Source organism: Sphingomonas sp. BK069 (genome assembly GCF_014193405.1).
Lineage (GTDB): Bacteria > Pseudomonadota > Alphaproteobacteria > Sphingomonadales > Sphingomonadaceae > Sphingomonas.
The window spans coordinates 1,269,075-1,281,681 of record NZ_JACHZH010000001.1; the positions used below are offsets into that span (position 1 = coordinate 1,269,075).

Annotated in this window: 12 protein-coding genes; 3 read left to right on the top strand and 9 right to left on the bottom strand. The window is 71.7% G+C overall.

From position 1 onward, the window contains the following. Nucleotide 1: 1 nt before the first annotated feature. The 5 genes from FHY02_RS23275 to FHY02_RS06250 are packed head-to-tail and all read right to left on the bottom strand — an operon-like array spanning nucleotide 2 to nucleotide 5,279. Nucleotides 2-1,282, bottom strand: a complete 1,281-nt coding sequence (locus FHY02_RS23275) for an O-antigen ligase (protein ID WP_183920951.1) — start codon at nucleotides 1,280-1,282, stop codon at nucleotides 2-4. Further along, complete coding sequence (locus FHY02_RS06235) at nucleotides 1,279-2,400, bottom strand: acyltransferase (RefSeq protein ID WP_183920952.1); 1,122 nt, start codon at nucleotides 2,398-2,400, stop codon at nucleotides 1,279-1,281. Before FHY02_RS06235 ends, FHY02_RS23275 begins: the two co-directional genes overlap by 4 nt. A 10-nt stretch (nucleotides 2,401-2,410) precedes the next feature. After that, nucleotides 2,411-3,436: an NAD-dependent epimerase/dehydratase family protein gene (locus FHY02_RS06240; protein WP_183920953.1), complete on the bottom strand. Its 1,026-nt coding sequence runs from the start codon at nucleotides 3,434-3,436 to the stop codon at nucleotides 2,411-2,413. Further along, a complete protein-coding gene (locus tag FHY02_RS06245) occupies nucleotides 3,433-3,801 on the bottom strand; it encodes an EamA family transporter (protein WP_183920954.1) in 369 nt (122 codons plus the stop codon). The genes FHY02_RS06240 and FHY02_RS06245 overlap by 4 nt, the downstream gene beginning before the upstream one ends. Further along, nucleotides 3,798-5,279, bottom strand: coding sequence for a UbiA family prenyltransferase (locus FHY02_RS06250; RefSeq protein ID WP_183920955.1), 1,482 nt, complete (start codon nucleotides 5,277-5,279; stop codon nucleotides 3,798-3,800). Before FHY02_RS06250 ends, FHY02_RS06245 begins: the two co-directional genes overlap by 4 nt. Nucleotides 5,280-5,487: 208 nt before the next feature. Here FHY02_RS06250 and FHY02_RS06255 point away from each other — a divergent pair, with 208 nt between their 5' ends. Further along, nucleotides 5,488-7,095, top strand: coding sequence for a hypothetical protein (locus tag FHY02_RS06255; protein ID WP_183920956.1), 1,608 nt, complete (start codon nucleotides 5,488-5,490; stop codon nucleotides 7,093-7,095). On the opposite strand, the gene FHY02_RS06260 is transcribed toward FHY02_RS06255, so the two are convergent. Together FHY02_RS06260 and FHY02_RS06265 are read right to left on the bottom strand one after the other, a co-directional pair. Further along, entirely contained in the window at nucleotides 7,062-8,207 is a 1,146-nt protein-coding gene (locus FHY02_RS06260; RefSeq protein ID WP_183920957.1) for a glycosyltransferase family 4 protein, read from the bottom strand. The two genes, FHY02_RS06255 and FHY02_RS06260, sit on opposite strands and share 34 nt — an antisense overlap. Then, complete coding sequence (locus FHY02_RS06265; RefSeq protein WP_260172649.1) at nucleotides 8,208-9,071, bottom strand: hypothetical protein; 864 nt, start codon at nucleotides 9,069-9,071, stop codon at nucleotides 8,208-8,210. A gap of 155 nt (nucleotides 9,072-9,226) precedes the next feature. Here FHY02_RS06265 and FHY02_RS06270 point away from each other — a divergent pair, with 155 nt between their 5' ends. After that, nucleotides 9,227-10,579 carry a lipopolysaccharide biosynthesis protein gene (locus FHY02_RS06270; RefSeq protein WP_221198475.1) on the top strand — a complete coding sequence of 451 codons (1,353 nt, stop codon included), beginning with the start codon at nucleotides 9,227-9,229 and terminating at the stop codon, nucleotides 10,577-10,579. 17 nt (nucleotides 10,580-10,596) lie between these two features. Here FHY02_RS06270 and FHY02_RS06275 read toward each other — a convergent pair whose 3' ends face one another. Next, a complete protein-coding gene (locus FHY02_RS06275) occupies nucleotides 10,597-11,607 on the bottom strand; it encodes a polyprenyl synthetase family protein (RefSeq protein WP_183920960.1) in 1,011 nt (336 codons plus the stop codon). A 101-nt stretch (nucleotides 11,608-11,708) separates the two neighbouring features. On the opposite strand from FHY02_RS06275, the gene FHY02_RS06280 reads away from it, so the two are divergent. Beyond that, complete coding sequence (locus FHY02_RS06280; protein ID WP_183920961.1) at nucleotides 11,709-11,990, top strand: chorismate mutase; 282 nt, start codon at nucleotides 11,709-11,711, stop codon at nucleotides 11,988-11,990. A gap of 6 nt (nucleotides 11,991-11,996) precedes the next feature. On the opposite strand, the gene FHY02_RS06285 is transcribed toward FHY02_RS06280, so the two are convergent. Then, the gene (locus tag FHY02_RS06285; protein WP_183920962.1) at nucleotides 11,997-12,512 is read right to left on the bottom strand and encodes a GAF domain-containing protein; all 516 of its coding nucleotides are present in this window, start codon (nucleotides 12,510-12,512) and stop codon (nucleotides 11,997-11,999) included. Nucleotides 12,513-12,607: the final 95 nt, after the last annotated feature.

The following is a 12,607-nucleotide window of genomic DNA, read 5'->3' on the forward strand; positions in this document are numbered from 1 at the left end:
CTCACGCCTCGGCGCGGCGCGAGACCAGCGCGGCCACCGCTCGCGGCGTCCGCCGCACCGCACCCCCGTGCGCCATCGCCAGCGACAGGATCACCGGCACCGACCAGAGACGCGCGTACATGTGCGGGCTGGCGGCCGAGAAGATCAGGAAGGTCACCAGCACCGCCAGCACCAGCCCGGCGACGTCGCGCTCGCGCCGCAGCGTCGACAGCGCCACCATCACCAGCACCACCAGCATGCCGAGCCAGCCGAGCAGTGCGACCAGCCCCCCCTCGACCCATACCAGCAGGTACATGTTGTGCACCGGCGCCTTCAGCTTGCTGATCACGCGATGCTGATCGACGCCGACGCCGCTGAACGGGTGCTGCTCGATCATCGACCAGGCGTCGTCGATCAGCGCGACGCGGCCGGTGAAGGTCCCGGCCTCGCTGATGTCGCCGTTCTCGATCGCGCCGGCGACTCGCTTGTTGAAGGTCTCGGGCAGCATCAGCCCGGTCTGGCTCACCACCAGCGCGGCGGCGAACAGCCCGCCGACCACCCAGCGCGGCAGCCGGATGCCTGCGATCACGCCGAAGATCGCCAGACCGATCGCCGCGCTGGAGAAAGCGGTGAAGGAGGCGGTCAGCAGCAAGGACACCAGCAGCACCGCGAAGGCGACCAGCATTGCCGCGGTGCGCAGCCGCCCGGCGCGCCACAAGAACAGGACGAACGGCAGGGTCATCGCAATCGCTGCGCCGTTCCAATTGGCATCGGTGGCGAACACGCCGAGCCGGCGATTGCCCGAGAGGAAGTCGAGCCCCAGCACCTTGCGCGCGACTTCGAAGGAGGCCTGGAACGAGACGTAGATGAGGATGCCGAACGCCTCCATCGCCACCATCCCCGCCACCAGCGCGCGCGCCAGCGTGGTGGCGTATTCGCGGCCATGTCCGGCGATCGCGAAGGGCAGCACCACCCAGGCGAAGGCATATTGCATCGCCACGATCAGCCAGCGCGACGGGTCGCGCGCGCCGAGCGAGGCGACCAGCAGCCCCGCCATCATCACCGTGAACGACATCAGCCACGCCGGCTGCAGCGCGCCGAACGGTTGCAGCGGCAGGCGGTGGCGCGAGGCGAGCAGGCCGAGGCCGAGCAGGAACAGCAGGTCGCTCAGCGTGAACATGATGTCGAGCGAGGGCCGCCACGACAGGTAGGAGGACAGCGCCACCGCGAGGATGATCGGCCGCGGCACCTCGGCGCCGGTCGCGGCCTGCGTCCGCGGCAACGGAAGCGCGACGGCGGTCACGCGCGCTGCGCCGTCATGGTCGCGTCGGTCGCGGGGTCACCGCGCGCGATCCGGTCGGCGCGGTAGATGCGCTGGCGGAAGAAGCGCTCGTAGGGCCAGCGTTCGAGCCAGAGATGGACGACATGGCTCGCCACCAGCGACCCGCCGGCGACCAGCAGCGCGAAGGGCAGCATCGAGTGGAGCAGGTAGTCGGTGAACAGCCCGTGCCGCACGAACAGCTTGCGCAGCGCGAGATAGATATAAGGGTGGACCAGGTACAGGCTGTAGCTGATCGTGCCGAGATAGCCGAAGACACGGTTGCCGAGCAGCCGCTCGGTCCAGCTCCCCGGTGCCACCGCGCAGTAGAAATATGTGGCGGTTAATAGGATCAGCGGCACCACGACAGGGTCGCGGAAGTCGCGCCACCAATATTCGTAATGTGCGCGGCTCGCCAGAGCGGTCATGCCGGCGAAGGCGAGCAGCTCGACCCAGCGTGTCGCGCGGCTGCCGTCGGGATAGCGCCAGCGCAGCAGCCGGATCGCGACACCGGCGACGAAGTAAAGCGCGATCGGGAAGGCCAGCACGAAGGCCAGCGCCGCCGTCACCGCCAGTGCCCCCGTCAGTCGGTCGCGCCGCTTCACCGCCAAGGTCACCACCGCGCAGGTGAGCGCGTAGAACATCACCTCGTAGCTCAGGCTCCACGCGTTGGGGGTGAGCTGGTCGGTGCCGGTGAAGAGGTTGGTGAAGGTGAAGCCCGCGACGACCGCCAGCGGCGTGTTGATCTTGGGATAGGCGTTCGTCACCGCGTTGAGCGCGACGAACAGCACCGACAGCACCGCGAAGAGCGGGTACAGGCGCAGCCCGCGCCGCAGCGCGAACTCGCCAGGGGCGTAGCGCAGCGCGCTCGGCAGGATGACGAAGCCGCTGATGACGAAGAACAGCATGACCCCGAAGGTGGCGAGATGCCAGGGCGCGCGGGTGAGCGCGACATAGGCCGCGTTGTCGGCGTAGACGTGGCGCGCCGGGCCGCCGATGATATGCGCGAACACCACCATCGCCGAGGCGAGCCCGCGGAGCCCATGCGCGGCCACGACATGCTCGCCGCGCGCTCCCTTACCAACGACCGAGGCCGAACCCACGCGCGCGCTCCTAGCTGATGCCGCGGCTCGGCGCGGCGAGCGACAGCGCGGGGGCGTCGTGCCCGCGCGCGGGCTGCGAGCGGAAATGGTGATAAGCGTCGAACAGGATGTCGGCGTCGCGGCGGCTCGGCGACCAGTCGAGCGCGTCGCGCGTCGCGGCGGTGTCGAGCACATAGTCCGCGTCGGCGATCGCGAACTGTTCGGGGTAGAGCAGCGGGACGCCGGCCGCGTCCATCGTCGCCAGCGTGCGCTGCACCAGCCTGGCGGGGGTCGGCAGCACGACCGAGCGCGAGCCCGCGCGCGCGATCAGCGAGCGCAGCAGCTCACGCACCGTCGGCGGCTCGCTCGAGCCGAGGTTGAACGGCCCCGGCGGCAACCCGCGGTCGGCGGCGCGGATCAGCGCGGTGACGCAATCCTCCACCGCGATCATCTGGTAGCGGTTGCGCCCGCTCCCGATCATCGGCACCGGCAGCCCCAGCGCGATCAGCCGGAACAGCTTGGCGAGGATGCCGAGCCGCCCCGCCCCCGCGATCAGGCGCGGGCGGAAGACGGTGGCGCGCAAACCAAATTCGTCCGCCGCGGCCGCGATCAGCCGCTCCGCGCCCACCTTGCTGCGGCCATATGGTCCGATCGGCACCTGCTGGTGCGTCGGCGGCACCGGGGTGTGGACCGGCACGCCATAGGTCATGTCGGTCGAGACGAAGAGCAGCTGGCGCGTCCCGGCCGCACGCATCGCCGCCAGCAGCGCGCGCGTGCCCTCGACGTTCACCGCGGCGAACCAGCCGTCGCGGTCATGCCGCGGCACCGCACCGTGGAATTGGCGCGCGGCGAGGTGGTGCACCACGTCGTCGCGGCCGAGCCGGAGTCGCGCGAGGTCGTCGGTGCTCGCGATGTCGCCGAGCACCACCTCGTCGATCGCGGTGCGCGGCGCGACCTGGTCGAACACGGTGACCCGCTCGCCCCGCGCCGCGAGCGCGGCGGCGAGGCGCTCGCCGAGGAAGCCGGCGCCACCGGTAATGACGTGGCGGCGGGTCACGCCGTCTTCCCCACGACGAGCACACCGAGGCAGATCAGCGCGATCCCGGCCGCCCGCGCTGGCCCGACGGTCTCGCTGAGGAACAGCACGCCCAGCACGGCGGCGAGGACATAGCCCATCGACAGCATCGGATAGGCGACGCTCACCTGGGTCCGGCTCAGCACCACCAGCCACAGGCCGATGCTGGCGGCGTAGCAGGCCATGCCCGCCCACAGCCAAGGGTTGGCGACGAGGCTGGTCCCGAGCGCGATCGGCTCGGACAGCGCGGGGAGCGCGCGGAAGGTCATCGCCTTGCGCAGCGCCACCTGGGCGAGCGCGTTGAGCGAGACGCTGACGACGATGAGAGCGAACAGCGCCAGCGTCACGCGACCCGTCCTCCCACCGCGACGAGCCACAGCCCCGCCACCGCGCCGGCGTGCCACCAGCTCACCCGGTCGCGCAGCGCGAAGATCACCGGGTCGTCGTCGAGCGCGCCGCGGTGCGCGAGCAGCCAGACGCGCATGACCCATAGGCAGAGCACCGCGGGGATCACGTACAACGCGCCGTCGAGCGCGTAGAGCCCGCTCGGCATCGCGTCGACCGACATGTACATCACCATCACCAGCACCGACACGACGCCGGCGGCGACGCCGAGCGCGAGCGTCAGCGGCTCGTCGCCGGGCAGATAGCCGCGACCGTGCACCGGCCGCCCGCTGCGCGCCGCCTGCACCAGCTCGGCCGAGCGCTTCGCCAGCGCGAGCGAGAGGAACAGCGTCGCGGTGAAGGTCGCCAGCCACAGCGAGACGGGGTGGCCGATCACCACCATGCCGGCGACGACGCGCAGCGTGAACAGCGCTGCGATCGCGGCGACGTCGACCAGCGGCTCGCGCTTGAGCCGAAAGGAATAGAGCAAGGTCAATGCGGCGTAGCAGGACAGTGTCGCGCCGAACGCCGGCGCGAGAAGCCAGCCGCCGATCAGGCCCGCGCTCAGCAACCCCGCGGCGAGCGGCACCGCGGTAGCGAGGGGGATCAGGCCGGCGGCGAGCGCGCGATAGCGCTTGCTCGGGTGGCGGCGGTCGGCCGATAGATCGGCAAGGTCGTTGATCAGATAGGTCGCCGAGGCCACGACGCCGAACAACACGAAGGCGGCGATCGCCTGCAACAGCAGGGCCGGCGCGAGGAACTCGTGGCTCAGCACGATGGGCGCGAGCACGAGCAGGTTCTTGCTCCACTGGTGAAGGCGGAGCGCCTTCACCCAGTCGCGTGCGCGCACTGAACGGCGCGGCAGCAACTCGGGCACGATCCGCTCGTGCGCGAGCCGCCGCGCCACGCCGCGCCGGTCCCCCGCCAGCAGCGCGACACCCGCGCGACGCCACACGGGAACGTCGGCCAGGCTGTCGCCGACATAGTCGAAGCCGTTCGGGAAGCTTCGTGCGAGCGCCTCGGCCTTGGCCTCTGCCTTGAGGTTTGCGGTGCCGTCGCTGCCCGTGGCGCTGTCGAACAGCCCGGTCGCGGCGGCCACGCCATCGGCGATGAGCTGGTCGGCGGCGGTGACGAGATGAACCTCGCCGCCCGAGGCACGCCGACGCGCGATCGCCTCGACCACCGCCGGATCGAGCGGCAGCGCCTCGCAGTCGAGCCCGGCGTGAAGCATCGCGGCACGCTTGAAGGCAGCGCGGCCCTGACCCAGCGCGCGCGCCACCGTCGGGACCCGCCGGGGATAGCGGAAGGCGAGCGTGACCAGGCACTCGTGCAACGTGTCGGTCCGCACCAGGCTGTGATCGAGATCGACGACGAGCGGGCGGGATCGCGCCGGGGCGTCAACCCGCACCTCCGCCATCGCCAGAGTCGTCCCGTCGTCCATCGGCTGCCCCCAACCTTTCGTCCCCGCGGCGAGGATGCGAGATCCCGCCCGCGAAGTCGCACGGTCAGGCGGGTAAAGCCCGGCGCAACCGGGCTAATGCGATCGACGCCGGCTACCCCCAATGATCGCGCGCCCGCTCCGCCCGCGCGCTTCGTCCCGCGGAGACATCCGATACGATCAGGGCAGACACGGGGTCGGGGGTGGATGAATGGCGAGTGTGGCCGCGGCGATGATACCGGCGCGCGCAGGCGTGGCGACGCGATCGCGCGCGCTGCCCGCGGCGATGGTGGCGATCGGACTCGCGTTGGTCGGGCTGTTCGGCCGGCTGATGACTTACCCGCTGCGGCACGACGAGCAGATGTACCTGCCGATCGCCACCATGCTGGCGCACGGCCGGCTCTACGACGACTACGGCTTCAACAACCTGCCCAACCTGCCGCTACTGATGCACGCGGTGCTGCGCGTCACCGGGGCGGAGCAGGTGCTGCTCGCCGGGCGGCTGACGATCTTCGCCGGCTGGCTGGTGGCGGCGACGGCAATGCTGCTGCTGGTGCGGCGGCTCACCCGCTCCTGGCCGCTCGGGGCGCTGGCCGCGCTGCTGCTGCTGACCCACCCGCTGCTGCTCGGCCCGGCGGGGATGCTGGTGACCAACAACTTCCTGCCGCTCGCGTTCGTGCTGATGGCGACCTACCTGCTGATCGCCGGCGCCGACCGCGACGTCCCCGCGCCGCTGCTCGTCGCGGCGAGCGGGCTGTGCCTCGGCGTCGCCGCGGGCTTCAAGGCCAATTACGTCTTCGCGCTGCCGCCGTTCGCGCTCGCCGCGCTGCTGGCACCGGCGCGGCTGCGGGCCGCGACGCGTATGCGGCGGGTGACCCTGCCCTTCGTCGCGGGCGGGATCGTCGGCGCGCTGCCGCCGCTGATCTACCTGGCGAAGGACCCCGGCGGCTTCGTCACGCACGTGCTCGGCTACCACAGCGGCCCCCACGTCGCTTACTGGACCGCCAACGCCGACCTCGACGGCGCCAAGATCCTCGACCTGCCGGGCAAGCTCGTGCTCGCCGCCAAGGTGTGGCTGGTCTCGCCCGCCGGACTGATCGCCGCCGCGCTGCTGCTCGCGGCGACCGCGGCGTGGCGGCTGCGCGGCTATGGCGCGGCGCGGGTGCGCTGGCCGCATCGACTGATCGTCGCGCTGCTCCTCGGCGGCGTGCTGGTCTCCTTCGTGCCGAGTCCCGCCTTCCCGCAATATTACGCGCCGCCGGTCCCCTTCGCGATCGCGCTGGCGGTGACGCTGGCGGGCCGGATCAAGGGCCGCTCCCGCGCCGCCGCGCTGCTGCTGCTGCTCGGCGCGCTGCTGCTGTCGGCGCCGCGGCTGGCGCTCGGCTGGCCTGACGCGGTGCGCAGCGCGCGCTGGACCGGCACGGTGACGCACGATCAGGGGCAGCGGCTCGCCGCCCTGCTCCGCGCCGAGCGCCGCGGTGCGACGATCGCGACGCTGGCACCGCTCTACGCGGTCGAGGGCGGGTTGGCGGTGCCCGCGGCACTCGCCACCGGGCCGCTGGTGTACCGGGTCGGCGATTACGTGCCACTGAGGCAGCGCCAGCACTACGCGAACTGGGTATCGCCGACCACGATCGACGAGCTGCTCGCCGCGTCGCCGCCGGCGGCGGTGCTGGTCGGCTTCGAGGGCAAGCTGGACGGGCCGCTCGCATCCTTCGCTCGGTCGCGCCGATACCGCCGGATCGTGCTGCCGTGGCTCAGCGATCGCTACGGCAGCGGTACGCTCTACCTGGCGCCGGCGGCCAGCATCTCGTCGTAGACCGCCATGATCGCGTCGGCATGCGCCTGCTCGCCGAAGCGGGCGCGCGCGTCGGTCGCGGCGTCGCGCGCGATACGCGCCGCGAGCGCCGGCTCGCCCAGCACGCGCGCGCAGCCGTCGGCGAGCGCGTCGGCGTCCTCCGCCGCCACCAACAGTCCGGTGCGCTCGTGCGCGATCGCCTCGACATTGCCGCCCGAGCGAGTCGCCACCACCGGCGTGCCGACCAGCATGGCCTCCACCAGGGTGCGGCCGAACGGCTCGTCGACCGCGGGGACCATCAGGACGTCGCTCGCCGCCAGCCAATAGCCGCCCGGAGTACGGTGACCCAGGAGGTGGATCCGATCCGCCACCCCCGCGGCGGCGGCGCGCGCGCGCACCTGCTCGTCCATGCCGTCGAGCGCCTCGCCGAACATCACGCCGGCGACGTCGAGCTCGGGCCGGCGCGCGTGAAGCGCGGCGATCGCGTCGACGAACAGCAGCGGGCGCTTCCGCTCGATCATCACCCCGGCATAGGCGACGTAGCGCGTTCCCCCGCCCGGCGGGATCAGCGCGGCCAGCGCGGCGCGCGCCTCGGCGCGGTCATGCTGCATGTGATGGTCGAACGGGCTACGGATCACGCGCGTGCGCGCCGCGGCGGAGTAGCGCCCCGGCTTCGGCGCGGAGAAGGCCGATACCGACACGACGCGGTCGGCGAGCAGCGGCGCGACCATGCGCAGCCCCATCGCATCGGGCGCCCCGCGGTGGTGCCACAGCAGCCGCGCGCGCGCGAGCTTGGCGGCCAGTCCCCAGGTCGCATGGCTGCGCCCGTCGTTGCTGTGAACGATGCCGATCCCGCGCGCGCGCAGATAATCGCGCAGCCGCAGCGAGGTGGCGACCAGTCGCGCCGCCCCGGCGGGCGAGACGGCGCGACCGTGCACCATCTCGGGTGACAGCGGCGCGGGTTCGGTCGCGATCCCGGCCTCGGCGAAGAAGCGCGCCATTGCGCCGTTGGGATGCTGCAACAGCACCAGCGGCGTGTAGCGCGCGCGATCGAGCCGCCGGATCAGCCCGGCGGCCGAGACGTGGCTGCCGCCGATCAGGTCACCGACGAACGGGAAACAGACCGTCGTCACTCACTTGTTCCAGGCGGGCAGCTGTGCCTCCAGCGCGAGCCACTCGGCTTCGGCGCCGCCGTTGAAGCGATCGGCGATCTCGAGCCGCGCACCGTCGTCCGAGACGCGGAACAGCGTCGCGACGTGGCGCCGCTTGAGCGTCCGCGCCAGCAGCAGCCACGCGCCGGGGCCCGACAGGTAGCTCACCGTATGTGAGATGCCGAGGCGCAATTGCTCGACGCTGAAATAGCCCGGATGGAGCAGGTTGGCGACGCGCACCAGGTCGAAGCGGCGGTGATAGGCCGCGGTCGGCGCGAAGATGTCGTTGCACTCGATCGTCACGCGCGGGCGCTCGGCCAGCCGCGGGCTGACGAGCCGCACCGCGCTGGCACCGGAGGCGCCCGCCGCGACCAGCCGCCGCGCGCGCCCGCCGAGCGTGGCGTTAAGCGCGCTGCGTACGCCGCGCATCCCGGTGTAGCGGTCGGCGCGGCGGAACCACGGGCGCACCGGCAGGCCGAACAGATCGTGCTGGATCGGCGCGCCGCCGTCGTCGAGCAGCGTCCGCACTCCCGGGAGCACGCGGACGAGATGCCCGCTGACCGACCGGTCGGTCCCCGTCACGCGCGCGTCAATGCCCGCCTCGCGCAGCCGGTCGTAGAGCGCCAGCGTGGTCGTGCCCGAGGAGACACCGATGTCGAGCACCTCGCGGATCGGTCGCGCTGACTGGCGCAGCAGCGCGATGCAGGCGGCGTCGAGATCGGCGAAGCGATCGTGCGCGGTCGTCTTGTAGGTGGCATTGTTGGTGCGCAGCTCGTTGAAGAAGCTGTCCTCCTGCGCGGGCCAGATCTCCTTCGGATCGGCCGCGAAGAATCGCGCTGCGGTCATCGGCATGTTCAGTCCCCCCGGTCGGCGGGATCCTAGCAAAGCCGTGGTCGCGACCGGGCGGCGATTCGGGATTACGCCCGCGGGACGCCGCCGCGACCGCCCGTATGCGCTAGAACGAATCCGCACGACGGGGGAAAGGTGTGGCGGGCGAGCGGTTGAGGACGGCGGCGAGATGGGCGCTCACACCGGCACGGTGGCGCGCGCTGCTCGGCGAGCGGCTCGTCCGTGCGGTCGGGCATCTGCTCACCGGCACCGCCGCCACGGTAGGGATCACGCTGATCACGGTGGGGCTCGCGGCGCGCGCGCTCGGACCGGCTGGCTACGGCGTGCTCGCGCTGGTGCTGACGCTCGGGCAGGCGTGCGAGCGACTGCTCAGCTTCCAGTCGTGGCAGCCGCTGATCCGCTACGGCGCCGCGCTCGACTCGCCCGAGCACGAGGCCGACTATCGCAGCCTGCTGAAGTTCGGGCTGCTGCTGGATCTCGGCGGCGGCGCGCTCGCCTGGGCGGTGGCGAGCCTGTTGGTGCTGGCGGGCCGACTGCTGTTCCACCTCGACGGCGGCACGGTGCTGCTCGCGCTCGCCTATATGGTGTCGCTGCTGTTCAACCTGAACGGTATCAGCACCGCGGTCTTTCGGCTGACCGGCCAGTTCCGGCTGGTCGCGCGGGTGCAGGTGATCAACGCCATGGTCCGCCTCGCCTGCGTCGCCGCTGCCTTTGCGGCGGGCGCCGGGCTGGCGAGCTTCGTGCTGATCTGGGCGGTGACTCAGGCGCTCGGCTCGCTGGCGAATTTCGCGACCGCCTGGTGGCTGCTGCGGCGCGCCGGACGTCACCGGCTGTGGCGCGCCTCGCTGGCAGGGCTGCGCGAGCGATTCCCCGGCCTGTGGCGCTTCGCGCTCGCCTCCAACCTGTCGCTCAGCCTCTGGGCGAGCGCGCAGCAGGTCGACACCTTGCTGGTCGGCTGGCTCGCCGACCCGGTCTCGGCGGGGCTCTTCCACATCGCCAAGCGGATCAGCCGAGTCGTCCAGCAGGTCGGCAGCCAGGTCGAATCGGTGGTCTACCCCGATCTCAGCCGGCTCGCCGCGGCGGGCGAGCAGCGCCAGTTCAACCGCGTGCTGCTCCAGACCGAGGCGATCCTGGCGGCGTTCGGCGGGGCCTGCTTCCTCGGCGCGCTGCTGCTCGCGCCGACGTTGCTGCGGCTCGCCGCCGGCCCCGGCTTCGCCGCCGCGGCGCCTCTGCTGACGGTGCAGATCCTCGCGGTCTCGCTGACGATCAGCGGCGCGGCGAGCCGTGCGGCGCTGCTCGCCAAGGGGGCGCAGTCGGCGGTGCTGCGCGTCGTCGGTGCGGCGACGGCGACCTTCTATCTCACCGCACCCTTCCTGGTGCTGTGGATCGGCGCGATGGGCGCCAACGTCGCGCATGTGCTGTTCGGCACGGTGTGGCTGGCGGGGCTGACGCTGTCGCTACGGCGCCTGCCGCGCCAGACGATCGGGGCGGCGGCGGTGGCTTAACGGCCGTTGGCCGCGGCTCAGTAGGCGCGCGCCACCGCGAACTCGACGGCCTCGATCATCGAGTCCTTCGCCGCACTCTCGGGAAAGGCCGTGAGCGAGTCGATCGCGAGCTGGCCGTAGTGGCGCGCGCGCGCGAAGGTATCGTCCACCGCGCGCGACTGGCGCACGAGCGTTACCGCGCGGGCGAACTCCTCGTCGCCGGCGCGACGCCCGGAGACCGCGTCGCGCCAGAAAACGCGCTCGTCCTCGCCGCCGCGGGCGTAGGCGAGGATCACCGGCAAAGTCATCTTGCCCTCGCGAAAATCGTCGCCCGCGTCCTTGCCCATCGTGCCCGAGTCGCTGGTGTAATCGATCGCGTCGTCGACCAGCTGGAAGGCGATGCCGAGATTGCGGCCGTAGGAGTCGAGCGCCAGCTCCTCCGCCTCGCCGCGGTCGGCCACCACCGCGGCGATGCGGCAGGCAGCGGCGAACAGCGCCGCGGTCTTGGCGCCGATGATGTCGAGGTAGCGCTCCTCGCCCAGGTCGATCCGGCGCACCGCGGTGAGCTGGTTGACCTCGCCCTCGGCGATCACCGCGCTGGCGTTGGACAGGATCTCGAGCGCGCGCAGGCTGCCGCCCTCGACCATCAGCTCGAACGAGCGCGAGAACAGGAAGTCGCCGACCAGCACGCTGGCGGGATTGCCCCAGATGATGTTGGCGGTGCGCTTGCCGCGGCGCAGGTCGGAGCCGTCGACCACGTCGTCGTGGAGCAGAGTCGCGGTGTGGATGAACTCGACCGCGGCGGCGAGCAGGTGATGGCGAGTCCCGCCATAGCCCAGCAGCCGGGCTCCGGCGAGCGTCAGCATCGGGCGCAGGCGCTTGCCGCCCCCCGCGATCAGATGCCCCGCCAGCTCGGGGATCAGCGGGATCTCCGAGCGCATGCGGTCGACGATCACGCGGTTGACCGCCGCCATGTCCTCGGCGACCAGATCGATCATCGGATCGAGCGACGGCGACGTGCCGGCGAGACGGTGGAGAGTGGCGCTCATCTACGCTCGCCCTTAGGGGGTCGCACGCGCGCAACGCAAGCGCGGGCTTGCTGTTCGTCATCTCGATCAGCAAGGAGACCGCGCACGCGAGGGAGCCAGCGATGACCGACGACGTCCTGAAACGCTACCGCAAGAGCATCGACAATATCGATGCCGCCTTGGTCTGCCTGCTCGCCGAGCGCTTCAAGATCACCCAGGCGGTCGGCGAATATAAGGCGACGACGGGCCTGCCCGCGGCCGATCCGGGGCGCGAGGAGGCGCAGATCGCGCGGCTGCGGCGGCTCAGCGAGGAGGCCGAGCTCGATCCCGAATTCTCTGAGAAGTTTCTCCGCTTCATCATCGACGAGGTGATCCGCCACCACCGCGCCGCACAGCAGGGCTGAGCCGGCTCAGCGCGCCTGGAGTCGCTCGAGCCGCGCCACCACCATGCCGGCCTGGCGGCGGAGATAGCCGCGGTCGCTGGTGGAGAAGCGCTCGCGCGGCGCGCGATCGAACACGCACAAAGTGCCGAGCGGCAGGCCGGGGCCGGCGAGCAGCGGCGCCGCGGCGTAGAAGCGCAGCGAGTCGCGCTCGGTCAGCGCCGGATTGCCCGCGAAGCGGCGGTCAGCGGCGATGTCGGCGACGTGGAAGACCTCGCCCGGCGACAGGATGGCGTGGCCGCACAGCGAGGTGCGTCGGCTGTAGGCGCCGGCGGCATAGCCCGCCCCGGCGATGATGTAATGCCAGTCCTTGTAGACGATCGACACCGCCGCGGCATGGGTCTGCAGCGTCTCGCGCACGTCCTCGACCAGCGACTGGAGCGCGCCGTCGTCGCGGACGCCGAGCGCGCCCGACCCCTCGACCAAACGCTCGCGCGCCGGCTCGTCGGACGGCACAGACGCCGGCTCGTAGACGGTGATCCCCATGTAACCCTGCTGCCCTGCCGCGGAAGGAAGTGTGTAGCGCGGGATTGATGAAGGACACGCTTACATCGCCTCCGAAACGACAGTGATCGCGTCAA